The organism is bacterium (assembly GCA_026708015.1).
Lineage (GTDB): Bacteria > Actinomycetota > Acidimicrobiia > Acidimicrobiales > Bin134 > Poriferisocius.
Window position 1 is genome coordinate 1 of sequence record JAPOVT010000034.1, and the last position, 24376, is coordinate 24376.

A 24376-nucleotide genomic window follows, 5' to 3' on the forward strand; every position below is an offset into this window, starting at 1 on the left:
GAACCCGCGACCTTCGGGTTATGAGCCCGACGAGCTACCAGACTGCTCCACCCCGCGTCGAGTGGACTGATTACTCTACCCCCTTGCCGCCGGGCTGTCACCTGGTTTTCCATGGTTCGGTGGTGACAGCCCAGCGGTCGCCCAGGGAGTCAGGCGAGTCGTTTGAACGGCGGGGCTAACCGGGGCTGGCGAGGGCTTGGATCTCGGCGACGCCAATGGGGTGAGGCGGTGCGGCAAGCGCCTGGGTGGGAACGGCGGGGGGCGTATTGGTGCAGGGTCCGCCGTTGAACACGCACACCACCGAGACCTCCCAGTAGGCGGTGAGCGCCACCTGATAGCGGAGGTCAGACCTCCTGACCGACGAATGCCGGTAGTAGTGGAAGCAGTTGGAAGGCTGATCCAGCGGGTCCCGGGAGTGGTCGAAAGCCGCCACATCGCCAGCGTCGCACCACAGCGTGTTTCCGTCGCCCATGTCAATCCGCAGAAAGCCCAGCCGACGGGGAGAAGCGGTGGCGGTGAGGCTCAACTCATGGCCATCCAGCGTGGTGGTAACCGTCTCAGACACCGGCGTGCGATCGGCGGCCGAAACCCACACGTAAGTGGGGAGTTGGACAATGGCGATCTCAGCGGGAGCCGTCAGCGTGGTCGGCTCGGGGATGGCCAGGCGACCCCAGGCCTCATTGCGCAGCCGGGTGGTTTCCTGGAATGTGGGTGGCGGAGGCTCTGGCGGCGGCGCAGGCTGGTACACCCAAAACGTGACGAGTTGCGTTTCGTCGTCGGTTTCGCAGAGCTTGAAGACATACACCTCATCGGGGTTGGGAGCGACCACGTAGCCGTTATCCAACCACGCGTTGAGCTCGGTGAAGTTGCCCTGCTGGAAGTAGCACAGCGACCTTGAGGGGTCGGCCGGATTCGGGGTGGGCTCAAACGCCCCGGGCACGTCCACCTCGATCCATACCCCGATCTCCACCTCGCCGTTTTCGGTCGCCACCGACGTGCCTTCGTCCGACTGCTGCCAACCGGTAGCCGTCCCGGCAACGGACACGGTCAAAAGACATGCAGCAGCCGAGGCCAATAGCACAGAGCCTCGCATTGAACTTCCCTTCGGCCTTCGGGGGCGCGTCGCGCGCGAGAAAGGGGAGGCTCAGGGGGAAGGGGGCAACTCTCCTACGCCAGCCTTCGGGTGTCAATAGGCAGTGTCAACAGGCAGCAGCAATGGACAGGGTCAAAAGGACGCCCTCAGCTGGGGCCGCACAACCGTTCGGCTCACCACCAGGGCCACCAGCGACAGCGATCCGCCGGCGAAGAAAGCCATGGAATACGACGACACCTCCACCACGCCGCCCAGGATCAGGCCGCCCAGGCCGATAGCCAAGTCGAAGGCGACGCTGAAGGTGCCGATGGCCTGGCTGCGCCGGTTGATCGGGGCCGACTGTATGGCCATGACGAACAGGGCAGGAAACAGGAACGTCTGGCCCATGGCCAAAATGGCGGTGCCGATGAACACGCCGGGCACCTGCTGCCAGAAGGCGACAATCCACAAACCGGTGGCCGAGCACACGTACGACACGGTGCTGGTGCGCTGCGGCCCCAGACGGTCGGGCAGGCGGGCCAGCAGAATCCGCAGACTGATCACCATCACCGCAAAGGTGGCAAACACTGCTCCGGAGTGGGCGAATCCGATGTCGTCCACGTGCAGCTTGATGAAGGCCAGGAACCCGGAGTAGCCCAACAACCCCAGCCCCAGCAGCAAGGCCGGGCGGAGGGCGGGCCAGTGGATGAACGAGGTGGGCCATCCCGATGGTGCTCCTTCGGGACGGCCGGGCGTCGAGACCGCGCCCAAAAAGGTGCCTACGGCGCAAAGCACACCCCCCAGCACCCACACCGCGTCAGAGCTGACCGCGGCCTCCAACTGCTCGCCGATGATCGGTCCCACGGCCAGCCCGGAGTACACCGTGACCGAGAAGTACGAGGTGGCCTCGCCCCGGCGATGCTCCGGGGCCATGTCTTGGGCGGCCGCGGCGATGCCCACGAAATAGGCTGCCTCACCCAGCCCGGTGAGTAATCGAAACAGCACGGCCACCGCTACCGAGGAAACCCACAGGTTGCCGAGGATGCCGACTCCGGCCAGCACGCACCCCCACACCACCACGAAGCGCCGGCCCTTGGAGTCCCCCAGCGGGCCGATCAGCGGGCGGGCCACCGCAGCCGACAGCCCGAAACCGCCGACAGCCAGCCCTACCGCCACCGGTCCCCCGCCCAAGTCGTTCTCCACAAAGCCGGGCAGCACCGGGTATACCAGTCCCAGGGCCATGAAGTAGAACACCCCGCACAAACACAGCACCACGAATCGGGCCGTCAGCAATGGTTGGGACTGGGCAGTCACTGTTGGCTATCGGCGGTCTTCCAAGAACGGATAACGGGACCGGACCTCTTCCAACCGGGCGAGGTCGATGTCGGCGTATAGCACCGCCTCCTCGCCCTCGGGGGCGCTGGCCACCTCGATCCCAAATGGATCGATCACCACCGAGTCGCCCTGATAGTCGATGCCGCCCCCGGTTCCCACCCGATTCACCCCTACCACGTAGGCCTGGTTTTCAATGGCCCGGGCCACCAGCAGCGCCGACCAGTGGGCCCGACGGGGCGCGGGCCAGTTGGCCACCACCACGTAGCAGTCGGTGTTGTGGGCCAGAGTCCAAAACTCGTCGGAAAACCGCAGGTCGTAGCACACAAACGGGGTGATCCCCACCCCTTCGATGGTCACAGTTAGCCGGTCGGCCCCCGCGGCGTAGCGCTCGTGCTCGCCACCGTAGGAGAACGGGTGGATCTTGTCGTAGACCGCTGCTTCTCCTTCGGGGCTAGCCAGCACGAACCGGTTGAAAGGCAATTCGGCCTTCGATGGGTCGCTCACCGGCACCGATCCGCATACCCACACGCCGTGGGCGGCGGCCTGATCGGCCAAGAAGCCAACGCTGGGGCCGTCGGGAGCCTCAGCCACCCGGTCGGAGGCCATGGAGAACCCGGTGGAGTACATCTCAGACAGCACCACCAATCGAGCCCCGTCGGCCGCGGCCTGCGCCACCTTGGGGCCCAATCGCTCGAAGTTCGCTTCAGGGTCCTCCCACACGATGTCGTGCTGGACAGCGGCGACTTTCATGAGCCGCTCCCCAGCTTGGCCAGACGCTCCACCGCCTCATCCAGCACTTCGGGGCGCTTGCAGAAGGCGAACCGCACTAGGTGGCGCCCCTCGTCCTCGTTGTCGTAGAACACCACGCTGGGCACGGCCACCACGCCGCACAGCTCAGGCAGCCTGCGGCATAGGGCCATGCCGTCGTCAAAGCCCAGCGGGCGCACATCGGCGGTCACGAAGTAGGTGCCCGCCGGGCGGTACACCTCGAACCCGGCGGCAGCCAGCCCGTCGGTGAGCTGATCACGCCGGGCCATCAGGCCGGCCCGCAAACCGTCGAAGTAGGCGTCGCCCAGCCGTAGCCCTACCGCAATGGCGTGTTGGAACGGCGCCCCGTTCACGAAGGTCAAGAACTGTTTGGCAGCAGTCACCGCATCGCGCAGCTCGGGCACCGCGCACACCCAGCCGATCTTCCACCCGGTGAACGAAAACGTCTTGCCCCCCGACGACACGGTGATCGTGCGCTCCCGCATCCCCGGCAGCGTGGCCATGGGAATGTGCTCGCCGTCGTAGGCCAAGTGCTCGTACACCTCGTCGGTCACCGCCAGCAGGTCGTGGCGGCGGCACAGCTCGGCGATCAGCTCCAACTCCCCCCGGTCGAACACCTTGCCGGTGGGATTGTGGGGCGAATTCACCACGATCATCCGGGTGCGGGGACCAATGGCCGCAGCCAGCTCGTCGGGATCGAACCGGTAGTGGGGAGGCCGCAGGGTCACCAGCCGCCGCTGGGCCCCGGCCATGGCAATGCCGGCGATGTGGGAGTCGTAGTAAGGCTCGAACAGCACCACCTCGTCACCGGGCTCCAACAGCGACAGCATGACCGCGGCAATGGCCTCGGTGGCCCCGGCGGTGATGAGCACCTCGGTGTCGGGGTCGAAGTCCAGGTCGTAGAACCGCTTCTGGTGCTCGGCCACCGCCAACCGCAGATCGGCAATCCCCAACCCCGGCGGATATTGGTTGTGGCCCGCCCGAATGGCGGCCACCGCGGCATCGGCCACCTCCTGGGGCCCATCGGTGTCGGGAAACCCCTGCCCCAAGTTGATGGCCCCCGTGGCCAGAGCCAGCGCCGACATCTCGGCGAAAATCGTCGTCCCAAACTCCACCAACCGCTCGTTCAACACCCGTTCAGGCACCAAAGAAGCCTACTTGGGACCCCCTCCCCCTCCCCTTGCCAAAACCTCAGGCGTGTCTTGGAGGGCGATGTGCTTTTGTTTTGGGGTGACAAGAGCCAGACCTATTGCATCTTCATCATATAAAAGTATGATGATTGAATGCCGAAGGAACGAATCACCATCACGGTGGAATTAGACCTTCTCAACCACGCCAAATCAGCCGTCCAGGCAGGCGTCTGTCGGTCGGTGAGCGAGTGGATCTCACAGGCCATGGCAGAGCAACTGGCCAGGGACGACCGACTGGTGGCACTCGACGAGCTGATCGCGGAATTCGAAGCCTTGCATGGTCCCATCACCGACGAAGAGATAGCGGAGCAGAGACAGCGCGACCTAGAGGCGGCGGCGTACTGGAGGCAGAAGGGCGAGAGATGGCTGGCCGAGCGGCAACGGCTCCTGGCTCAGCAAGCCGAATGAGCGTCCTCCTCGATGCGGGCGCGTTCATTGCCATAGAGAGCGGCTACCAGCCGGTGGAACGGTTGGTGAAGGGCGCCCGGCAATCAGGTATCCCACTGAGGACCCACGGCGGTGTCATTGCCCAGGTGTGGCGAGGGGGACGAGATCAAGCTCGGCTGGCTCGGGCTTTGCGAATGGTGGAGACTGTCCCGCTGAATGAAGAGCTGGGGCGGCAAGCCGGATTGCTGCTCGCCCGCAGCGACCTTTCCGACGCCATCGACGCCGCCTTGGTGGCCATGGCCGATCACGGCGATGAGATCATCACCTCCGACCCCGACGACCTGTTTAGGCTCGTAGCCGCCAGCCAACGCAGGATCGATATCATTCCACTCTGAGCCTCCCCTCTCTAAGGAGATCGTGGAGGCGAATGGGTAGGGCGGTGGGTGGTGAGCTGGATGTGCTAGCAACACCGCATGACTTCTGATGCTCAGACATACGGCGGCGTCGTCGGAAACACGGTGGCTGAATCAACCCCCTGGTGGCCCGATCCAGTAACCCCACCCCCCGACAGCCCCAACATCGTCATGGTCGTCCTCGACGACGTCGGATTCGCCGACCTGGGCTGCTTCGGCTCCGAAGTCGACACCCCCACCATGGACGCCCTCGCCGCCACTGGCCTGCGCTACAACAACTTCCACACCACCGCCATCTGCTCGCCCACCCGGGCATGCCTGCTCACCGGCCGCAACCACCACTCTGTGGGCATGGCGGTGGTGAGCAACTGGGACACCGGATTCCCCGGCTGCACCGGGCGCATCTCCGCCCGGGCGGCCACGCTGGCCGAAATGCTCCGACCTGCGGGCTACTCCACCTTCGCGGTGGGCAAGTGGCACCTGGCCCCCATCGAAGACACCACCCCCGCCGGCCCCTTCGACCAGTGGCCCCTCCAGCGGGGATTCGATCGCTACTACGGCTTCTTAGACGGTGCCACGAACCAATGGGACCCCGATCTGGTGGCCGACAACCACCACATCGACCGGCCCGACCAGCCCGACTACCACGTCACCGAGGATCTGGTGGACCAGGCCATCGCCATGGTCACCGCCCAAACCTCGGCGTGGCCCGAGCGACCGTTCTTCCTCTATTTGTGCTTCGGCACCGGCCATTACCCGATCCACGTCCCCAAGCCCTACATAAACCACTACAACGGCCGCTACGACGCCGGCTGGGGCGCCATCCGCCAAGAGCGGTACAACCGCCAGAAAGACATCGGCATCATCCCGGCCGACACCGACCTGCCCCCGTTCAACCCCGGCGTTCCCGAGTGGGAAGAGCTGAGCGCCGACGAGCAGCGGCTGGCCACCCGGATGCAGCAGGCCTATGCCGGGATGCTCACCCATACCGACGAGCACCTCGGCCGGCTCGTCGCCAGGCTGCATGAAATCGGCCAGGCCACCAACACGGTGTTCGTTTTGCTGTCCGACAACGGGGCCACCCAAGAGGGCGGACCGTCGGGCCACGAGAACAGCATGCGCTTCATCAACGGTCTCGAGCCCCGGCCCATCCACCAACAGCTGGCCGATATCGACGAGATCGGCGGACCCAACTCCTGGATGGCATACCCCATGGGATGGGCTATGGCCGGCAATACCCCGCTGAAGTGGTACAAGCAGAACACCCATGCCGGCGGGGTGCGCGACCCGCTCATCATCTCCTGGGCCGACGGGATTGCCGACCATGGCTCGGTGCGCACCCAGTACCACCATGTGAGCGACATCACCCCCACGCTGCTGGAGGCCATCGGCCTGGAGTCGCCCGCCGAGGTGGGCGGCGTGCACCAGATGCCCATGGAGGGCACCAGCATGGTGTATTCCTTCGCCGATGCCGACGCGCCCACCGCCAAGGCCGAGCAGTACTTCGAGATGCTGGGCCATCGGGCCATGTGGGCCGACGGATGGAAGGCGGTGACCCGCCACATCCAGGGGGAGAGCTTCGACGACGACCGCTGGGAGCTATACCACCTGGATCAGGACTTCTCGGAAGCCCAAGACTTGGCTGAGACCGAGCCTGAGCGGCTGACCGAGCTCATCGACCGGTGGTGGGAGGCGGCCCGGTCCTATCAGGTGCTTCCCCTAGACGACCGCATCCTGGAGCGGTTCCACGTGCCCAAGCCCCGGCCCATCACCAGCCGCTCCCGGTTCGTGTACTACCCGGGGGCCTACATCCCCAGCGACGGCTGCCCCGACCTCAAGAACGTGTCCTACGAGATCACCGCGGAGCTGACCCGGGCCGATGGCGACGACGGCACGCTGTTGGCCTGCGGGGACGTGGCCTCGGGATTCTCCCTGTTCATCCAGGACGATAGGCTGGTATGGGATTACAACATGGCCTGGGACCACTATGTGGCCGAGACCCCAGAGGCGCTGCCCACCGGGCCGGTCACCGTCACCGCCGCCTTCGAGCGCACCGGCAGCTACGCCGGCACCGGCCGGCTATTGGTAAACGGCGAAGAAGCCGCCTCGGTGGCCATGCCCGTCACCCACAACACCCACATCCACGCGGTGGGCATCAGCGTGGGCTTCACTAGAGCGCCGTCTCCCAGCCCTCGGACCGCCGGCCAATTCCCCTTCACCGGGACCCTCAGCCAAGTGGTGATCGACGTTGCAGACGACCGCGAGCTGCCCGATCAGTTGATGGTGATCGACTGAGAGCAAAGAGCGACCCCGGCCCGGCACGAGGTTGATCACAACCGGACTCGGCCCACCAGGCCGGGGCCGCATGGCTGATCAAGATACCAACACCGGGTGCCAAGGCATGGCGCGATATTTTGGCCTCGTGGCCACAGGCAACCAGAAGTGGAGCTTCGTGGTTGCGGCCAATCGGCTCCCGGTGAGGCGGGTGTGGGAGGGCGAGACGGCCAAGTGGGTTCCCAGCCCCGGTGGACTGGTATCGGCCCTGCGCCCAGTGATGTCGGGCAATCCCAACGCGGTGTGGGCGGGCTGGACCGGCGTTCCCGGACCGGGCACCGAGCCGTTCGAGGTGGACGGCTTCCAGTGCCATCCCGTGGGCGTGAGCCAGGGCGAGCTTCAGCTGTTCTACGAGGGGTTTTCTAACGCCACCCTCTGGCCGCTGTTCCACGACGCCCTGGTGCCTCCCGAGTACCACCGCACCTGGTGGGATGCCTATCGCACCGTCAACCAGCGCTACGCCGCCACCGTGGCCGACCTGGCCGCCCCCGGCGCCACCGTGTGGATTCACGACTACCACCTGCTGCTGGTGCCCAGAATGCTGCGGGCAGCCCGGCCCGATCTGCGGATCGGGTTCTTCCTCCACATCCCGTTCCCAGCCCGCGAGCTATACATCCGGCTGCCGTGGCGGGCCGAGATAATCGACGGCTTGCTGGGGGCGGATTTGATCGGCCTGCAAACCCCGCTGAGCGCCGACAACTTCTGCCGGGCAGTGAACCGAATAACCGGAGCCAAAACCACCGGAAGAGTGATTCAGCACAACGGACGAACCAGCCAAGTGGGGGCCTTTCCCATCGGCATCGACACCGACCGGATCGCCGGTTTGGCCGCCGATCCCGCGGTGCAGGCCCGGTCGGAGGAGATCCGCCAATCCCTGGGCTCTCCCCGAACGGTGCTGCTGGGAGTGGACCGCCTCGACTACACCAAGGGCATCGAGGTGCGGTTGCGAGCCTTCCGGGAGCTGTTGGCCGAGGGGCGGCTCTCGGTGGACGACTGCGTATTGGTGCAGATCGCCGAGCCCAGCCGCTCGCAGGTCACCGGCTACGCCGAGGTCCGCCGAGAGGTGGAGCAGATGGTGGGCGACGTCAACGGAAACTTCGGGGTGATGGGCCGACCGGTGGTCCACTACCTGCACCAGAGCCAGCCCATCGAAGAACTGGTGGCCATGTACCTGATCGCCGACATCATGCTGGTGACCCCGCTGCGCGACGGCATGAACCTCGTGGCCAAGGAATACGTGGCCTCCCGCCCCGACAACACCGGAGTGCTGGTGCTGTCGGAATTCACCGGGGCGGCCCAAGAGCTGCGAACCGCCGAGCTGATCAACCCCCATGACATCGAAGGACTGAAAACCGCCATGGAGGCCGCTGCCCACCGCCCCCATGCCGAAACCGAGCCAGCCATGCGGACGATGAGACGACTTGTCCGGTCCAATACCGCTCAGCGCTGGGCCGAGCGCTTCCTGGCCCGCCTGGAGGCCTGCGAATGAACGAGGTCAGCCCCATCATGGCGGCCGAAGAAGTGGACGCTCGGCTGCGAGAGCTGGCCCGAGTGCCGGTGCTGCTGGTGGCCTGCGACTACGACGGCACCCTGGCCCCCATCATCGACAACCCCGACGAGGCCCGGCCCCTCCGGGAATCGGTGGCCGCCCTGCGCCAGTTGGCCGCCATGCCCGACACCCATGTGGCGGTGATCTCCGGAAGGGCGCTGCGGGATCTGGCTGCGCTGAGCCGACTGCCTGAGGAGATCCACCTGGTGGGCAGCCACGGCACCGAGTTCGACGTCGGCTTCTCCGACGACCTGTCCCCCGAGCAGCGGGACCTGCGCGACCGGGTACTGGGGGAGCTGAACGACATCGCCCGGCGCGACCACGGGTTCATCGTCGAGCCCAAGCCAGCCGGAGTCGCGTTCCACTATCGCAAGGCCGAACCCGAGATCGCTGCCGTCGCGGTGAAAGACGTGCTGAGCGGACCGGGCTCCCGGGATGGCGTTCACCTCAAGACCGGCAAGATGGTGGTGGAGCTGTCGGTGCTGGACCTCAACAAGGGCGACGCCCTCGACCGGCTGAGAACCGACGTTTCGGCCGAGGCGGTGATCTTCGCCGGCGACGATGTCACCGACGAGGACGCCTTCACCCGGCTGACGGGCCCCGACCTCGGTCTGAAGGTGGGGCCGGAGCCGACCCTGGCCCGGGGCCGCCTACACGACCCCCAGTCAGTGGCCCAGATGCTGGCTCTATTGGCCGAGCGCCGGCGCGCCTGGCTGGTTGGTGAGCACGCCCTTCCCATCGAGCGCCACAGCCTGCTCAGCGACCAGCGGACAGTGGCGCTGGTCACCTCCGACGCCTCGGTGAATTGGATGTGCCACCCCCGAGCCGACTCACCGGCGGTGTTCGCCGAACTGCTGGGGGGCACCAGAGCCGGGCACTTCTCCATCAGCCGCCATGACGACAGCCCGCCCATCTCCCACCGCTATCTCAACGGCACCATGATCGCTGAGACCCGATGGTCGGATGTGACGGTGACCGACTATCTGGACTGCTCCGACCAGCGCCCCTTCCAGCCGGCTGGGCGCACCAATTTGATCCGGGCCATCGTGGGCACGGGCCGGATTCGCATCGAGTTCGCTCCCCGCTTGGACTTCGGACGAGCCCCCACCGGCCTGCACGCCATCGAAAATGGCCTAGAGGTGGCGGGAGCAGCTGAGACCATGATCCTGCTGTCGCCCGGGGTGCGCTGGGAGATCATCGAAGACGGCCCCCACCAGACGGCCATCGCCGACGTCCAGCTCGACGGCACGCCGCTGGAGATGGTGTTGCGCCTCGGCGTCCACGGGCACCCCCACCAATCCGACGTCACCGAGTCCGACCGCCGCAACGCCACCGCATCCCATTGGCAGAGTTGGGCCAAGGGCCTGACTCTTCCATCGGTTGCCTCCGAGGAGGTGGAGCGGTCGGCGCTGGTGCTCAAAGCACTGTGCCACCAGCCCTCGGGAGCAATGCTGGCCGCGGCCACCACCAGCCTGCCCGAGGTGATGGGCGGAGTCCGAAATTGGGACTACCGCTACTGCTGGCCCCGAGACGCCGCCATGAGCGCAGCCGCCCTGTTGGCCTTGGGAAGCAGCCAGGAGGCCGGAGATCTGCTCGATTGGATTCTCGACCGGGTGGAGCATCTGCCCAGCCCCGAGCAGCTTCGGCCGGTGTATCCGCTGGTAGGCGACGAAGCCCTGCCCGAGGCGGTGCTGCCCGAGTTGGCCGGATACGCCGGGAGCCGCCCGGTGCGGATAGGCAACGCCGCCGAACACCAGGTGCAGCTCGACGTGTTCGGCCCGGTGGTCGATCTGGCCTGGCGGCTGTGCGACGCCGAGGTAACCCTCACCGACCGGCACTGGGAGGTGGTCAAGGCGGTGGTGGGGGCGGTAGCCACCCGATGGCACGAGCCCGACCACGGCATCTGGGAGGAGCGCCGCCCGCCCCGCCACCATGTCCATTCCAGAGTCATGTGCTGGATGGCGGTGGACCGGGCTATCAAGATCGCTGAGCGCATCGACCCCGAGCTGGCCCCGTATTGGCGACCCCTTCGCCACCAGATTGCCGCCGACGTGATCTTGAACGGGTGGAGCGAGCAGCGCCGCTCCTACACCACCGCCTACGGGTCGGGCGACCTCGACGCCAGCCTCCTGTGGATCGGCCTGAGCGGGCTGTTGCCCCCTAGCGACTCCCGGTTCGTGTCCACTCTCAAAGCAGTGGAGAGTGAGCTGCGCGACGGCCAGACGGTGTATCGCTATCGCCACGACGACGGGTTACCCGGCACCGAGGGCGGTTTTCTGATCTGCGCGTCGTGGCTGATCGAGGCCTACGTTCTGATCGGCCAGCTAGAAGACGCCCGAGCCCTGTTCGACCGCTACCTCGACCTCTGCGGACCCACCGGTCTGCTCCCCGAGCAGTACGACCCGGCCAACGAGCGCCTATTGGGCAACCACCCCCAGGCCTACTCCCACCTCGGCCTCATCAACGCCGCCATAGCCCTATCGACATAGTGGCGGTCTAAGGGATCTGCCCCAACCGCATCACCAAGTGTTCCGGGCAGAGGCTGCCGGGGGCTTGCGTTGCTACTGGTCTACGAGAGGGTTCACCCAGCGGGCTTCGGGGAAGCGGGCGAAGTCAGTGTCGGCAAGCGTCAGCTCGCCGGGTTCGGCCTCGTCACGCCGCTTGCGGGCTGACGGCCGCCAAAGTAGGCGAAACGCCATTGTCATCCTGATGTCCCGATTACCCATCCGCCCACGGGTCGATGAGGTCGATAGGCTTGCTGGTTAGATCGAAGACGTCCAACTGGTCGGTACGATCGGCCCAGGCCAGGATCTGGGCATCTGCTGTGGCAAAGTTATAGCCAGTCCGGAGCGCGGTGGCCACGATGATCCGGTCCATGGGGTCCTTGTGAAACCCGTCGTCTCCCAGTTCTACGGCCTTGACCATGATGTCCCCGGTTGGAGCGATCTCCCCCCGGCCATCGGAGAGGAGCCGCAATCTCAGACTCGCGGTCCGCGGCAATCGGGCCATGTTCCTGCTGGGCTTGCGCCGGATGTGCTCCAACTCCCAAAACGTGACCGCGGAAACCGCCGCCTCTCCGCTCAGCATCGCAGCATCGATCTCATCCATGCGCTCGCCGCTCATCTTCCTTGTGTCCCCGGTGGCACACCAAACGAGGACGTGCGTATCAAGCAGAATCACGAGAGGGGCTCATCAACCCCGCTCTAACGAACCACTCCGCCTAACGCGACAATATTATTTTTCAATCTATTTCAATCTCATTCACACATGCTAGCGTGGACGTACAGTCGGGGAGATCGGCAGCGGGCCTGTTGTTATACATACGTTGTACACTAGGAGGGTATGGGTATGAAGTTGATGGCGGTGCGAGTCGAGACCGAGTTGTGGGACGCTGCTGCCCGTCGTGCCGAGTTGCTGGGCACTTCGGTCTCAGAAGTCGTACGGGAGGCGTTGCGCGAAGCGGTCACAGCCCGCCCCCTCGGCGACCGCGTCGGCCTGCTCCGGGGCTCGATCCAAGCCGATACCGCCGACGCGCCCCAGGAAGGCTGGCAATCGGAGATACGCGCCCATAACTGGCGCTCGTGAGCATCTGGCTAGTCGACACCCCCATGGACTTTGCCGATGCCACTTTGGTACTGCTAGCCGAGCGGCTCGCTGTATCGGACATCCTCACGTTGGACCGCAGAGGCTTCAACACCTACCGCCTTTCTGACGGCACCCCCTTCAACCCTGTCATCGACAACAACTGAGACCCCGCGGCTTGCCGGGGCTGGGTGTAGTGCCCATAGAGGTTGTTAGCTCGGGCGGGTAGCTCCGCTATTGGGTGAGCCTCCGATGCCAGTGTGGTGGTTGTGAACTGCCGCACAGAGCAAGGGAGGCTCGATGTCGCACGCTAATGCACGTTTCACGCCCACTGGGAGGTTGTTGATCGTCCAGCGGGTGGAGGCGGGGATGCCCCAGGCCCATGTGGCCGCCCAGATGGGCTTGTCGCGGGCCACGGTGGCCAAGTGGTGACGGCGCTGGCAGGCCGAAGGCGAGGCCGGTCTTGTGGACCGGTCGTCAAGGCCGCGCCGGTCGCCGCGGCGCACCAGCGCCTACCACGCCTACGCCACTGTCACGGCCCCAGCTAACCCCCAGCCCCCGGAGGCCCCCAAGCCGGGCCTCCGGGCCCGCCCCCCGGGGGTGCTTCGACCCCGCCATCGAAGCACCCCCCATCCCCGACGAAATCCGATAGGCAGTTGGTGCTGCACTAAGTGCTACACTCTTGAGTATGCCAACAACCCGGCCTCGCCATTCGGTGACCGAGACTGACGAGATCACCGAAGTCCTCGATGAGGCGTCCCGAAAATGGCCGGGTGCGCCCCGAGCCGGGCTCATAAAGCTCATCATGCTGGACTGGATTCAAAGCGGTCGCACGCCGACTTCTCGTGCTAGCGCCCGGGCGATGCTAGAAGGCTCCCTGCCCGGCTCTTCGGCGCTCTATGACCGATCCCAGGATTGGCCCGCATGATCGTTGCCGACGCCAGTTGGGTCGTGGCATTGCGCGACCCCAGCGATGGACATCACCGCCGAGCGGTGGCGATCAATCAGGGCATTGGCGAAGAAGACGCACTTCTGCACCCAGTTACCCTGGCCGAATGCCTCGTGGCGCCAGCCCGACTCGACATGCTCGATGGCGCAGCAGACGGGCTTCGCGCCTCATTTGTCGTTACCGACGTCGAAGCAGATGCTCCAGAACGATGGGCGGCGCTGCGGGTCGAAACCGGGCTGCAGTTGCCCGACGCCATCGTCCTCGACACCGCCCTCATCCACAACGCCCGCGCCATCGCCACATTCGACACCAGACTGGCGGAGTGCGCGGCCCAGCACAGCCTGGAGGTATTGGGCCGGCAAGTCTGAGCCCGCTCGGCGTCAACGCCGCAATAGGCCTCTCAGGCTCCAACGGCTGCTAGGCGGTTCCTGTGACTGCGACCCGGAGACCAGCTCCCAGATCCGTTCGGGCGTGGCCGGCATCTCTACGTCGTTGATACCGAGGGGCGACAGCGCGTCGGCGATGGCGTTGATCGCCGCAGGGGTGGATGCGATGGTGCCGGCCTCGCCGATGCCCTTCACCACCGCCGAAGAGGATTCACTCATCTCGCCACCTCCTGCTGCCCCGCGAACGTATCCCTCCTATATCTCCGGTGCAGCCGAGCTGCCGCCAATCAGGGGATCAGTTAGAAGCGGCGGTGCGGAGGTCGGCCAATGTCTCCATCCACCACAGGTTGGTCACCGTGGTATTGCCGGGAAGCGTGGCTAGGCAATCATCGACTTGGGCGACCACTTCGGGAAGATCAGCAGCGGCAAGACGCAGGTCCAACAGTCCGTCCACCACCCGGGAGCGGCTGGTGAGCTCTCCATCGATGGCGTCCAGCAACCGATCCACCAACTCGGTGATCTCGATGAGGGCCGCTGGGTTGCGGACGGTTTCCAATGTCACTGCTCTCTCCTTCGCTACCGGTTGAGGTTACAACCGCCGGACACCCGGATATGTTCCCTACGCTCCCATGCTATCGACCCTAGCGACATTCCGCGAACGGGGTTCTTTGCCCCTGGGGCTATCAGGCCAGCCATAATTGACCTTGCTATGACAAAGCACACGAAAATCGATCGATATTCGCGAGTGGTCGCGGCCCTGCTGGCACTAGTCCTGCTAGCCGCTGCCTGTGGCAACGACGACGACTCGCCTCCACCGGATGCCTCAGGGCCCACAGCGGCCCCGGCCACAGATGAAGAGCCTGCCGCGGCCCCGACACAAGCCGAAGACCCCAGCCCGGAAGAAGAGCAGCCCACCAGCGTGGTCGTCGGTCTGGAGCAGGAGATCACCAACTTCAACAACTTGACTGCCGGCGACAACCTCCTGGCCGGTCGCCAAATCACCCGGGCCATCTACCCCACCTGCACGCGGACCCGCCCCGATTTCTCCTTCGAGCCGTACTTCTGCGAAACCCTACCCACCATCATCCAAGAGGATCCCCTGGTGGTGGAGTACCGGCTGCGAGCTGACGCCATGTGGAGCGACGGAACCCCGGTGAGCTCCGACGACATGGTGTTTTATTTCGAGAACTGCAACGACCCCCAAGATGACTGCGCTGCCACTCAGGGCTTCGACAGCGCAACCTTGGAGGTGGTGGACGACAAGGCCGTCCGTCTGAGTTGGCCCGAGGGCCAGCCCTTCGTGGAATACATCCTGCTGTTCTCCGGACCGTTCCCGCCCGCCCACCTGGGCCGGGACTGGAGCGACGGCTTCCGCACCGATCCAGGTGTGGGCGCCGGTCCCTATGTGGTGGACGAGTACAACCCGGGCAGCGATCTGACACTGGTGGCCAACCCCACCTGGTTCGGCGAAGGTCCCCATATCGACGAGGTCACCTTCCGGTTCATCAGCGATGTGGGCAACCTGCCCCTCGCGCTGGAAAACGGCGAAGTAGACGTGATCTATCCGCAACCCCAAGTGGACTTAGTGCAACAGATCAACGGAATAGGCGGAGTGGAATCCTCTATCACCTTCGGCCCCACCTGGGAGCACATCACGTTCAACACTGCCACCGTTCCTTTGGAGGCGCGCCAGGCCATCGCATTGGCGCTCGATCGAGAGCTGATCGTGACCGCGCTCATGCGGCCGTTCTCGGAGTCGGCTCAACCGCTGGGCAACCGGATCTACATGAACGGCCAAGCCCAGTATCAAGACAACACTCCGGCTGAGTTCCAACAGCGGGATGTGGCCGCGGCCCGCGCCGTTCTGGAAGCCGCCGGATGGGTGCTCGACGGCGACGTGTACGCCAAAGACGGCCGGCAGCTAAGCCTGCGCATCCGCACCACCGGCGGCAATGATCGCCGGGAGCAGTTCCAAGAGCTGGTGCAGAACCAGCTGGCTGAAGCCGGGATCAGAATCACCATCGACAACTTGCCCGGCGGTGAGATATTCGGACCGGTGTTCGGCTCAACCAACGACCCGCCCGGTCCGCCCGGAGACTTCGACTTGGTGATCTTCGCCTGGGTGGGCGGACCTCTGCCGGCCACATCGGCCCTTCAGGTGTTCGGAACCGGCAGCGACAGCAATCCCGGGGCCTACGACGACGACCGGGTCAACGACCTGCTGACCGAGGCCACCTTCACACTCGACGCCGACCGCCAGGCCGAACTGTTGAATCAGGCCGACGCCCTCATGTGGGAAACCCTCCCCAACACCCCGGTGTACCAACTCCCCTTCTTCTTGGCCTGGAACGACAATCTCCAGAACATCCAAGACAACCCCACCCTGGAAAGCTTCACCTGGAATCTGGAGGAATGGGCACTGGCTAACTAGTTTTTCCATAAGTGCTCGGATACGCGACACGCAAGCTGCTGATCTCGGTCGTCGTCCTATTCTTCGCCACCCTGGTGGCCTTCCTGCTGGTCGCCACGGTCGACCCCATCGCCGAGCAACGGGTCTTCTTGTTGTCGCAGCCTGGAGGAGCCGAGCAGATCGATCGGCTGGAAGCGAGCCTGGGCCTCGACAAGCCCCTCATCGAGCGCTACGGCCGCTGGCTCGGCGATCTGGCCACCGGCGACATGGGCACCTCCACCGACAACGGCCGACCGGTCACCACCTTGCTGGGCGAGGCCATACCGGTCACCTTGCGATTGGTCATCGCCGCCACCGTCATATCGGTGATCCTGGGCGTGGCGGTAGGGGTGGTGAGCGCGATGCGCCAGTACGGGAAGTTCGACAACATCTCCACCTTCTTCGCCTTCCTCTTCTTCGCCATGCCCGTTTTCTGGCTCGGAGCGTTGCTCAAAGACTTGGGCATCCGGTTCAACGACTGGTGGGGCCGGCGGATCTTCTTCACCATCGGCGAGCAATCGCCCCGGCTCGATGCCGATTTCTGGGGCACGTGGGCCGACCGGGCCGGGCACATCATCCTCCCCGCGCTCACCCTCATCGCCATCCAACTGGCCGCCACCAGCCGGTTCCAGCGCTCGGCCATGCTCGATGTGCTGGAGAGCGACTACATCCGAACCGCCCGAGCCAAAGGGGTCCCCCGGCGGCGAGTCATCACCCACCATGCCCTGCGCAACGCCCTGCTGCCCGTAGTGAGCTACACCGGGCTCACCTTCGGCACCCTCATCGGCGGCACCGTGGTCACCGAGGTGGTGTTCAACTGGAAGGGCATGGGCCGCCTGTTCCTCGACTCCCTGCTCAACGGCGATGTAGCCGTGACCCAGGGGTGGCTGTTGGCAGTGGGCATCTCGGTAATCATCGTGAACCTGCTGACCGATCTGACTTATGGCCTTCTGGATCCGAGGGTGCGAGATGGCTGAATCCGTCCCGAATCGGAGCACCTACGGCTTCCTGGATCCGCGGGTGCGAGATGGCTGACATTCCCGCCAACGTGTTCGCCGACGCCCCAGTCGAGACGGAGGCCCGCTCTCAATGGCGGCTGGTGCTTCGCCGCTTTCTCGCCCACCGGCTGGCCGTGGCCGCGGCCGTCGTGCTGATGGTGGCCTATCTGTTCAGCTACTTGGCCGAGCCGCTCACCGGCTGGGGCTACAAAGACCTGTCGCCCGATTTATCGCAAGGGCCGTCGGCCGACCACTGGTTCGGCACCGACACCATCGGCCACGACATGTTCGCCCAGTCGATGCGGGGTTTGCGAATATCGGTCCACGTCAGCTTGGTGGTGGCGGGAATCGCCACCGTGCTGGGGTCGGTTCTGGGTGCAGTGCAAGGGTGGTTCCGGGGCCGGGTGGACAGCGCTCTGGGGCTATTGGTGGACTTTCTGCTCATCCTTCCCCTGCTTCCGGTGCTCATGGTGTTGGGCACCCGCACTCGGGCCAGCGGGGGCAGCTCCCTCATGTTCGTGGCCGTGGTGATCGGCCTTTTCCTGTGGGCGCCGCTAGCCCGGGTGGTGCGGGGCGAGGTGTTCTCCATTCGGGAGAAGGAGTACATCGAAGCGGCCGAGGCCCTGGGCGCGTCGAATACCCGCATCATCTTCCGCCACCTCATCCCCAACGCCATGAGCTCGATCATCGTGTACGCCACCCTCACGGTGGCCACTGCCATCCTGTTGGAGACAGCGCTGGCCTTCTTGGGCTTCGGCATCCAGCCCCCCGAGGTTTCGCTGGGATCGCTGGTGGACGAGGGCCGCGACGCCGCCCGCACCCGGTGGTGGCTGTTCTATCTGCCGGGGGCGGTGCTGGTGCTGCTGGTGCTGTGCGTGAACTTCGTGGGCGACGGCCTGCGCGACGCGCTCGACCCCCGCCGGGAGCAGAGGCGATGACCGAGACCAGAGCAGAGGCCCCGGTGCTGTCGGTGCGGAACCTGGAGGTGACATTCCCCACTCCCGACGGAAACGTGCAAGCGGTGCGGGGGGTGAGCTGGGACGTCTATGAGAACGAAGTGCTGGCCATTGGTGGCGAGTCGGGCTCGGGCAAGTCGGTGAGCGTGATGGCGGCATTGGGGCTGCTGCCACCCAACGCACAGGTGAGCGGATCGGTTTTCTATCGAGGCCGCGACGTGCTGGCCATGACCGACAAGGAACTCGAGCGACTTCGGGGTTCGGCCATCTCCATGGTGTTTCAAGATCCGATGACCTCGCTGAACCCGGTTATGACCGTCGGAGCCCAGATCGCCGAAGGGGTTCGCATCCACCAGCGGACCAAGGCGGCCATCGCCCGGTCGAAAGCAGTCGAGCTGCTCGATCTGGTGGGCATCCCCAATGCTCCCCAGCGGGTGGACTCCTATCCCCACGAGCTGTCGGGAGGGATGCGCCAGCGGGCCATGATCGCCATGGCCATCGCTAACGACCCCGATCTGCTGATCGCGGATGAGCCCACTACCGCCCTCGACGTCACCATCCAGGCCCAGGTGCTGGAAGTGCTGGAGCGGGCCCGCCAGGCCACGGGCTCAGCTTTGGTCATCATCACCCATGACCTCGGCATAGTGGCCAGAACCGCCCACCGACTGGCGGTTATGTACGCCGGGCGGCTGGCCGAGACCGGCCCGGTAGACCCGGTGTTCGCCCGGCCAACCCACCCCTACACCGCCGGGCTGTTGGCCTCGATTCCCCGACTGGACTCGGCGGTGAACCGGCGGCTCACCCCCATTGACGGCACCACGCCATCGATGCTGGCCCCACCGCCGGGCTGCGCCTTCGCACCCCGCTGCGACTGGTCTACCGATACCTGCACCCAAGAGGTGCCCGATCTGAAGGCGGTAGGTGAGCACGGACAGTCCTCGGCCTGCATCCGCACCGATGAATTCCAAGCGCGGGCCGAGCCTGCGACTGCGGTGGAGATTCAGCTTGAGCCGCTCGGCCGAACATTCCCCCGGCATCCCCAATACACGCCGTCTGACACCGCCCTCTTGCTGGTGAGGGAACTGTTCAAGGACTTTCCCATTCGAGCCAAGGGCCCCCGACGAAAGGTGGTGGGCACGGTCCAGGCCGTCAACGGAGTGTCGCTGCACATCGACAAGGGGGAGACATTGGGGCTGGTCGGCGAGTCCGGCTCGGGAAAGTCCACCGTGGCCCGCTGCATCCTCCGGCTCACTGAGCCCACATCGGGATCGGTGATTTTCGACGGAGCGGATTTGGCATCGCTGGACCGGCGGCAGATGCGGAACCGTCGCCGGGCCATGCAGATCGTCTTCCAAGATCCAATGGCTTCACTGGACCCCCGGATGACGGTCTCGTCGATCATCTCCGAACCCCTCCGGGTCCATCGCACGGACAACGACATCCGCGATCGGGTAGCAGAACTATTGGAACTGGTGGGCCTGAACCCCGAACACGGCAATCGCTACCCCCACGAATTCTCTGGGGGGCAGCGCCAGCGCATAGGCATCGCTCGGGCCCTGGCTCTCTCGCCCGATCTGTTGATTCTGGACGAGCCGGTATCGGCCCTGGATGTGAGCGTGCAGGCCGGGGTTCTGAATCTGCTGGAAGACCTTCAGGAGAAGCTGGACCTCACCTTCCTGTTTGTGGCCCATGACTTGTCGGTGGTCCACCACATTTCTGATCGGGTTGCGGTCATGTACCTGGGACGGATCGTGGAAATCGGCACCGCGCAGGAGGTCTACGAGCTTCCCGCCCACCCCTACACCCAGGCACTGCTGTCGGCGGTACCCGTCCCCAATCCGCCCCGAGAGCGCCAGCGGCGGCGAATAGTGCTCGAGGGCGATGCGCCCAATCCGGCAGACCCTCCATCGGGCTGCCGATTCCGCACCCGGTGCTGGAAAGCCCAGTCGATTTGCGCCGAATACGACCCGGAGTTGTTGGACTTGGGGGTAGGACACCCGGTGGCCTGCCACTTCCCCACCCCCGACGACCTAACAGGGTCAGAGCACCGATAGGGTTTCGCCCAGTGTCCGACATCGTGATCTCCGCTCGAGGAGTGCAGAAGAGCTACGGATCGAATCACGTTCTCCAAGGGCTGGACTGCGAGATTGGGCGGGGCATCACCGGGCTTCTGGGGCCCAACGGCGCCGGCAAGAGCACGTTCATGGGGCTGGTGCTGGGGCTGCGCCCTCGCCAAGGCGGCACGCTCAATGTGCTGGGAGTCGACCCCGACCAGAGCGGGCCTGAACTGCGAGCCCGGCTGGGCTACGCCCCCGAGCACCACGACTTGCCCGGCGACGTGCAGGCCGCCGACCTGGTGCGCCACGTTGCCCAACTCCACGGCCTGCCCCGACGGGCGGCCACCGAGCGGGCCAGCGACGCCCTGTGGCAGGTGGGGCTGGGCGAGGAGCGGTTCCGCCCCGTCGGCACCATGTCCACCGGCCAGCGCCAGCGGGTGAAAATGGCCCAGGCTCTGGCCCACGATCCCGACCTGCTGCTGCTCGACGAGCCCACCGACGGCCTCGACCCGGTGCAGCGCGATGACATGCTGGCCCTCATCCGCCGAGTGGGCAGCGAATTCGGTATCGACATCCTGTTGTCTTCGCACCTGTTGGAGGAAGTGGAGCGGGTGTGCGACTCGGTGGTGATCTTGACCAATGGTGTGGTGGGCCACAGCGGCAGTCTCCAAGAGATGGGGTCGGTTACCGCCGGAATCAAAGTGGAGCTGGACTCCGATCCCCAACCTCTGGCGGCGGCGTTGACTGCTCGGGGCGCAGAGGCAGCCGTCGACGGCCACATCCTCACGGTGACCGGTGTCGACTCCGCGGCCGATCTGATTCGGGATCTGGTAGCCGATCTGGACCTGGGGCTGCGTCGGCTGGAGCCCCGCCGTACCACGCTCGAAGACGTGTTCATCGAGGCCTCCCAATGACCGAGGCCCGCATCCACGATCGGGGATATCTGGCCTACGGCGGGCTACGCCACGGCACTCGGCGGGCCATGATGAACTTGAGCTACCACACCGTGCAGCGGGTGCTGGGCCTGAAGCGGTCCAATTGGCAGAAGGTTCTCCCTGCACTCACTCTGCTGATCGCGTTCATACCCGCCATCGTGTTCATCGGTATCGCCGCCTTCCTCCCTCGAGGCGAAGAACTGGGGCTTGATTCCACCGCCGACTACTACGGGTTCATCACTGGTGCTCTCTTTCTGTTCACGGCATTCGTCGCCCCAGAGGCGGTATGCACCGATCGACGGAGCGGCATGCTGGGGCTGTACTTGGCGTCGCCGCTGAATCGGGACACCTATCTGGCGGCCAAGTTCGCGGCCGTCGCGGCTGTCTTGGGCACGATGACCCTGGGGCCCCCGCTGCTGATGCTGATCGCCTACACGCTGGCTGACGCAGGGCCAAACGGGGTGACCGGATGGCTGATAGAACTTGGCCGAATCTTGGCGTCGGGCACTGCTGTGGCCGTTTTCTGGACTGCACTGTCGCTGGCGATGTCCAGCCTCACCAGCCGGCGTGCTCTGGCCAGCGTGGGCATCTTTGTCGGTCTGCTGGCCAGCTCGGCAGTAGGCGACGGGCTTGCCCAGGGCGCTGAACTGGGCGACTCCTATGCGCTATTCAACTTGATCGGCCTGCCCTTCGAGGCCGTCTTCCGCATTTTTGGACAAGTCGACCCCGAGGGGCCACCTCTCAATCAAGTGGATACTTGGGCGATATACCTGACCCTCATCGGGCTCATCGTTGCCTTCAGTGTCTTCGCCCGCTGGCGCTATCAGCGGATCGAGGTTAACGGATGAGCCAACTGGCCGCGCCTCCACCCATGGTGCAGGCCACCAGCGTGTCCAAGTGGTTCGGCGACTTGGTGGCGGTTTCCGACGTGAGCTTCTCCATCGGCGCCGGGGTTACCGCCCTGCTGGGCCCCAACGGTGCGGGCAAGTCCACCATGCTGCGGATGATGTGCGGCTTGGCCAAGCCCTCCAACGGTTCAGTGACCGTGCTGGGTCTGAACCCCCGCGCCGATGTCGCCGTTCTGGGCCGTATCGGCATGGCCCCCCAGCAGGAATCGCTGCTCGACTACCTGAGCGGTCGAGAGTTTGTGGAACTGGCCGCCCAATTGCACCACGTTGACAACCCGGTAGAGGCGGCCCGCAGAGCTATCCAGACGGTGGAGCTCGATCCCGACGATCCCCGAAAGCTGTCCACCTATTCCAAGGGCATGCGCCAGCGCATCAAGTTGGCCCAGGCCATTGTCCACGATCCTCTGGTGATCGCCCTCGACGAGCCCCTCACCGGCCTCGATCCCCGACAGAGGCGGGAAATGATCCAGCTATTCCACCGGCTGGGGTCGGAAGGCAAATGCGTGATCGTGTCCAGCCACGTTCTCGATGAGGTGGAGCGGTTTGGCTCTCGGGTGCTGGTGATCGCCCAGGGGCGCCTGGCCGCCGAGGGCGACTTCCGCGAGATCCGCAACCTGATGGACGACCGGCCGCTGCGCATCAGCATCCGCACCGATCAGCCCCGAGCGCTGGCCATTGCTCTGTTAGACCGCGGCGTTATTTCTGGGTGCCGATTGGAAGGGACCGAGGCCGTGGTGGTGGACACAACCGATCCGGCCGCCTTCCGCCGAGCAGTAGCCCCAGCAGCCCGCGATCAAGATGCCTCGCTGCTGGAGCTGCGCCCGCTCGATGACGACTTGGAAAGCGTCTTCCGATACCTGGTGGGCCAGTGACAACGCATTGGGAGAACCAGTGAACACCCACATCTACCGGGTCGTGATTCGCAGCCAAATCAGCACTGGCCGGCTGCTGGCATTGGCCGGGCTGAGCGGCGTGGCCATCCTTCTTGCATTCGTGGCCCGAGCAGCCGACGACCCGGTGGAAGTCGCCACCAGGAGCATGGGCACGTTCGGCACCAACATCTTCGCCCCGTTCATCGCCTTGGCACTGGGCTCGGCCGCGCTGGGAAATCTGGTGGAAGACCGCACCCTGGTGTACGTGTGGCTGCGGCCGGTTCCCCGCCACACCGTCGCCACCGCAGCTTTCGCGGCGGTGATCAGCGTGGTTGGTCTCATTGTGGTGGCGGTGATGACCGTGGCCGCGGCCATTACCGGCGTCAGCGATCTCCTGGTCGCCACCGCGGTGGCGACCGCACTGGCGGTGTTCGCCTACTCCGGGCTTTTCTTGGCTCTCGGGCTTCGATTCAAACGGTCGCTGCTGGTCGGCTTGGGCTATATCGCCATCTGGGAGCTGCTTCTGTCCCGATTGGGTGACTGGTTCGCCCGTTTGTCGGTGCGCAGCTACCCCATGAGCATCCTCTCCGACGCCACTGACGTGAGCATGCGGCTGGCCGACCGCTCCACGCTGGCGTCGTATATCGTTCCACTGGCCGTCGGCCTAGCCGGGATGATCTACACCTCGTGGCGCCTCACCCGTACCGAGATCGACTAAGGGGCTAGGGCGGGTAGCAAGGCAGGGGCGTAAGATTCCTCCATGCTCGACATGATGGTTGCCCCCACCGCCCAGCACATCGGCGAAGACGATCTCCCCTGGGCCTACGGCGAAGACGGCATCGGGCTCAAGGTGCTCCAAATCAAAGAGAGCGAGGGGCTGTGGGTGATCAAGAACCAGTTCCCGCCGGGCTACTCGGTGCAGACCCACAAGCACACCGGTCAGGTGTTCGCCTACACCAGCGCCGGGGCCTGGGGCTACAAAGAGAGCGATTTCCTGAACCGGGCCGGGTCGTTCCTCTATGAGCCAGCCGGCTCGATCCACACCCTGTACACCCCCGACGACAACACCGAGACCACCGAGGTTTTCTTCGCCATTTGGGGCGCCAACCTGAACATGGACGCCGACGGCAACATCGAGAGCATCACCGACGGCCAAACCGTGCTGATGGGCTATTACTTCATGCTCGAAGCCCAGGGCACCCCCCGGCCCAACAACATCCTGGTGGAGTAGCCGCT

25 protein-coding genes and 3 pseudogenes are annotated in these 24376 nt (G+C 65.2%); 20 read left to right on the plus strand and 8 right to left on the minus strand.

Annotated elements, in window-relative coordinates:
• Positions 1 to 175: 175 nt before the first annotated feature.
• From OXG30_07455 to OXG30_07470, 4 genes are all read right to left on the minus strand, one after another.
• A complete protein-coding gene (locus OXG30_07455; GenBank protein MCY4134735.1) occupies positions 176 to 1045 on the minus strand; it encodes a hypothetical protein in 870 nt (289 codons plus the stop codon).
• Between the two features lie 180 nt (positions 1046 to 1225).
• Entirely contained in the window at positions 1226 to 2386 is a 1161-nt protein-coding gene (locus OXG30_07460; protein MCY4134736.1) for an MFS transporter, read from the minus strand.
• A gap of 6 nt (positions 2387 to 2392) precedes the next feature.
• Positions 2393 to 3157: a carbon-nitrogen family hydrolase gene (locus OXG30_07465; GenBank protein MCY4134737.1), complete on the minus strand. Its 765-nt coding sequence runs from the start codon at positions 3155 to 3157 to the stop codon at positions 2393 to 2395.
• A complete protein-coding gene (locus tag OXG30_07470; protein ID MCY4134738.1) occupies positions 3154 to 4323 on the minus strand; it encodes a pyridoxal phosphate-dependent aminotransferase in 1170 nt (389 codons plus the stop codon). The genes OXG30_07465 and OXG30_07470 overlap by 4 nt, the downstream gene beginning before the upstream one ends.
• Positions 4324 to 4458: 135 nt before the next feature.
• Between OXG30_07470 and OXG30_07475 the strand changes: the two genes are divergently transcribed.
• The 5 genes from OXG30_07475 to otsB all read left to right on the plus strand — a co-directional run bounded on the left by OXG30_07475 (position 4459) and on the right by otsB (position 11537).
• Entirely contained in the window at positions 4459 to 4773 is a 315-nt protein-coding gene (locus OXG30_07475; protein ID MCY4134739.1) for a hypothetical protein, read from the plus strand.
• On the plus strand, positions 4770 to 5147 hold the full coding sequence (locus OXG30_07480) for a PIN domain nuclease (GenBank protein MCY4134740.1): 378 nt from the start codon (positions 4770 to 4772) through the stop codon (positions 5145 to 5147). Before OXG30_07475 ends, OXG30_07480 begins: the two co-directional genes overlap by 4 nt.
• Before the next feature lie 78 nt (positions 5148 to 5225).
• The gene (locus OXG30_07485; GenBank protein ID MCY4134741.1) at positions 5226 to 7460 is read left to right on the plus strand and encodes an arylsulfatase; all 2235 of its coding nucleotides are present in this window, start codon (positions 5226 to 5228) and stop codon (positions 7458 to 7460) included.
• A 127-nt stretch (positions 7461 to 7587) separates the two neighbouring features.
• Positions 7588 to 8988, plus strand: coding sequence for a trehalose-6-phosphate synthase (locus OXG30_07490; protein MCY4134742.1), 1401 nt, complete (start codon positions 7588 to 7590; stop codon positions 8986 to 8988).
• Positions 8985 to 11537: a trehalose-phosphatase gene (gene otsB / locus OXG30_07495; GenBank protein MCY4134743.1), complete on the plus strand. Its 2553-nt coding sequence runs from the start codon at positions 8985 to 8987 to the stop codon at positions 11535 to 11537. The genes OXG30_07490 and otsB overlap by 4 nt, the downstream gene beginning before the upstream one ends.
• A gap of 72 nt (positions 11538 to 11609) precedes the next feature.
• Here otsB and OXG30_07500 read toward each other — a convergent pair whose 3' ends face one another.
• A complete protein-coding gene (locus tag OXG30_07500; GenBank protein MCY4134744.1) occupies positions 11610 to 11747 on the minus strand; it encodes a hypothetical protein in 138 nt (45 codons plus the stop codon).
• A 19-nt stretch (positions 11748 to 11766) separates the two neighbouring features.
• Positions 11767 to 12228, minus strand: a complete 462-nt coding sequence (locus OXG30_07505) for a PIN domain-containing protein (protein MCY4134745.1) — start codon at positions 12226 to 12228, stop codon at positions 11767 to 11769.
• A gap of 162 nt (positions 12229 to 12390) precedes the next feature.
• On the opposite strand from OXG30_07505, the gene OXG30_07510 reads away from it, so the two are divergent.
• From OXG30_07510 to OXG30_07530, 5 genes and pseudogenes are all read left to right on the plus strand, one after another.
• Positions 12391 to 12633, plus strand: coding sequence for a hypothetical protein (locus tag OXG30_07510; GenBank protein ID MCY4134746.1), 243 nt, complete (start codon positions 12391 to 12393; stop codon positions 12631 to 12633).
• Positions 12630 to 12797: a hypothetical protein gene (locus tag OXG30_07515; protein ID MCY4134747.1), complete on the plus strand. Its 168-nt coding sequence runs from the start codon at positions 12630 to 12632 to the stop codon at positions 12795 to 12797. Before OXG30_07510 ends, OXG30_07515 begins: the two co-directional genes overlap by 4 nt.
• Positions 12798 to 12930: 133 nt before the next feature.
• Positions 12931 to 13137 (plus strand): annotated as a pseudogene (locus tag OXG30_07520) (leucine zipper domain-containing protein).
• Between the two features lie 181 nt (positions 13138 to 13318).
• The gene (locus tag OXG30_07525) at positions 13319 to 13558 is read left to right on the plus strand and encodes a hypothetical protein (protein MCY4134748.1); all 240 of its coding nucleotides are present in this window, start codon (positions 13319 to 13321) and stop codon (positions 13556 to 13558) included.
• On the plus strand, positions 13555 to 13947 hold the full coding sequence (locus OXG30_07530) for a PIN domain-containing protein (GenBank protein ID MCY4134749.1): 393 nt from the start codon (positions 13555 to 13557) through the stop codon (positions 13945 to 13947). The genes OXG30_07525 and OXG30_07530 overlap by 4 nt, the downstream gene beginning before the upstream one ends.
• A gap of 12 nt (positions 13948 to 13959) precedes the next feature.
• Here the strand turns inward: OXG30_07530 and OXG30_07535 are convergent.
• Positions 13960 to 14160: pseudogene (locus OXG30_07535) on the minus strand (hypothetical protein).
• 100 nt (positions 14161 to 14260) lie between these two features.
• Positions 14261 to 14527: a hypothetical protein gene (locus OXG30_07540; protein ID MCY4134750.1), complete on the minus strand. Its 267-nt coding sequence runs from the start codon at positions 14525 to 14527 to the stop codon at positions 14261 to 14263.
• A gap of 183 nt (positions 14528 to 14710) precedes the next feature.
• On the opposite strand from OXG30_07540, the gene OXG30_07545 reads away from it, so the two are divergent.
• The 10 genes and pseudogenes from OXG30_07545 to OXG30_07590 all read left to right on the plus strand — a co-directional run bounded on the left by OXG30_07545 (position 14711) and on the right by OXG30_07590 (position 24371).
• On the plus strand, positions 14711 to 16396 hold the full coding sequence (locus tag OXG30_07545; protein MCY4134751.1) for an ABC transporter family substrate-binding protein: 1686 nt from the start codon (positions 14711 to 14713) through the stop codon (positions 16394 to 16396).
• An 11-nt stretch (positions 16397 to 16407) separates the two neighbouring features.
• A complete protein-coding gene (locus OXG30_07550; protein MCY4134752.1) occupies positions 16408 to 17391 on the plus strand; it encodes an ABC transporter permease in 984 nt (327 codons plus the stop codon).
• A 50-nt stretch (positions 17392 to 17441) separates the two neighbouring features.
• On the plus strand, positions 17442 to 18350 hold the full coding sequence (locus tag OXG30_07555; protein ID MCY4134753.1) for an ABC transporter permease: 909 nt from the start codon (positions 17442 to 17444) through the stop codon (positions 18348 to 18350).
• Positions 18347 to 19327: pseudogene (locus OXG30_07560) on the plus strand (ABC transporter ATP-binding protein). Before OXG30_07555 ends, OXG30_07560 begins: the two are co-directional and overlap by 4 nt.
• A 108-nt stretch (positions 19328 to 19435) precedes the next feature.
• Positions 19436 to 20422 carry an ABC transporter ATP-binding protein gene (locus OXG30_07565; protein ID MCY4134754.1) on the plus strand — a complete coding sequence of 329 codons (987 nt, stop codon included), beginning with the start codon at positions 19436 to 19438 and terminating at the stop codon, positions 20420 to 20422.
• Between the two features lie 11 nt (positions 20423 to 20433).
• Positions 20434 to 21339 carry an ABC transporter ATP-binding protein gene (locus OXG30_07570; GenBank protein ID MCY4134755.1) on the plus strand — a complete coding sequence of 302 codons (906 nt, stop codon included), beginning with the start codon at positions 20434 to 20436 and terminating at the stop codon, positions 21337 to 21339.
• Positions 21336 to 22208: an ABC transporter permease subunit gene (locus tag OXG30_07575; protein MCY4134756.1), complete on the plus strand. Its 873-nt coding sequence runs from the start codon at positions 21336 to 21338 to the stop codon at positions 22206 to 22208. The genes OXG30_07570 and OXG30_07575 overlap by 4 nt, the downstream gene beginning before the upstream one ends.
• Positions 22205 to 23140 carry an ABC transporter ATP-binding protein gene (locus tag OXG30_07580; protein MCY4134757.1) on the plus strand — a complete coding sequence of 312 codons (936 nt, stop codon included), beginning with the start codon at positions 22205 to 22207 and terminating at the stop codon, positions 23138 to 23140. The genes OXG30_07575 and OXG30_07580 overlap by 4 nt, the downstream gene beginning before the upstream one ends.
• Before the next feature lie 19 nt (positions 23141 to 23159).
• The gene (locus tag OXG30_07585; GenBank protein ID MCY4134758.1) at positions 23160 to 23858 is read left to right on the plus strand and encodes a hypothetical protein; all 699 of its coding nucleotides are present in this window, start codon (positions 23160 to 23162) and stop codon (positions 23856 to 23858) included.
• A gap of 42 nt (positions 23859 to 23900) precedes the next feature.
• A complete protein-coding gene (locus OXG30_07590; protein ID MCY4134759.1) occupies positions 23901 to 24371 on the plus strand; it encodes a 2,4'-dihydroxyacetophenone dioxygenase family protein in 471 nt (156 codons plus the stop codon).
• Positions 24372 to 24376: the final 5 nt, after the last annotated feature.

Bases quoted from the DNA above. Each gene is read 5' to 3' on its own strand.
- OXG30_07465 (MCY4134737.1), bottom strand. From the start codon at position 3,157: ATGAAAGTCGCCGCTGTCCAGCACGACATCGTGTGGGAGGACCCTGAA.
- OXG30_07475 (MCY4134739.1), top strand. From the start codon at position 4,459: ATGCCGAAGGAACGAATCACCATCACGGTGGAATTAGACCTTCTCAAC.
- OXG30_07480 (MCY4134740.1), top strand. From the start codon at position 4,770: ATGAGCGTCCTCCTCGATGCGGGCGCGTTCATTGCCATAGAGAGCGGC.
- OXG30_07485 (MCY4134741.1), top strand. From the start codon at position 5,226: ATGACTTCTGATGCTCAGACATACGGCGGCGTCGTCGGAAACACGGTG.
- otsB (MCY4134743.1), top strand. From the start codon at position 8,985: ATGAACGAGGTCAGCCCCATCATGGCGGCCGAAGAAGTGGACGCTCGG.
- OXG30_07500 (MCY4134744.1), bottom strand. From the start codon at position 11,747: ATGGCGTTTCGCCTACTTTGGCGGCCGTCAGCCCGCAAGCGGCGTGAC.
- OXG30_07510 (MCY4134746.1), top strand. From the start codon at position 12,391: ATGGGTATGAAGTTGATGGCGGTGCGAGTCGAGACCGAGTTGTGGGAC.
- OXG30_07525 (MCY4134748.1), top strand. From the start codon at position 13,319: ATGCCAACAACCCGGCCTCGCCATTCGGTGACCGAGACTGACGAGATC.
- OXG30_07530 (MCY4134749.1), top strand. From the start codon at position 13,555: ATGATCGTTGCCGACGCCAGTTGGGTCGTGGCATTGCGCGACCCCAGC.
- OXG30_07555 (MCY4134753.1), top strand. From the start codon at position 17,442: ATGGCTGACATTCCCGCCAACGTGTTCGCCGACGCCCCAGTCGAGACG.
- OXG30_07575 (MCY4134756.1), top strand. From the start codon at position 21,336: ATGACCGAGGCCCGCATCCACGATCGGGGATATCTGGCCTACGGCGGG.
- OXG30_07580 (MCY4134757.1), top strand. From the start codon at position 22,205: ATGAGCCAACTGGCCGCGCCTCCACCCATGGTGCAGGCCACCAGCGTG.
- OXG30_07590 (MCY4134759.1), top strand. From the start codon at position 23,901: ATGCTCGACATGATGGTTGCCCCCACCGCCCAGCACATCGGCGAAGAC.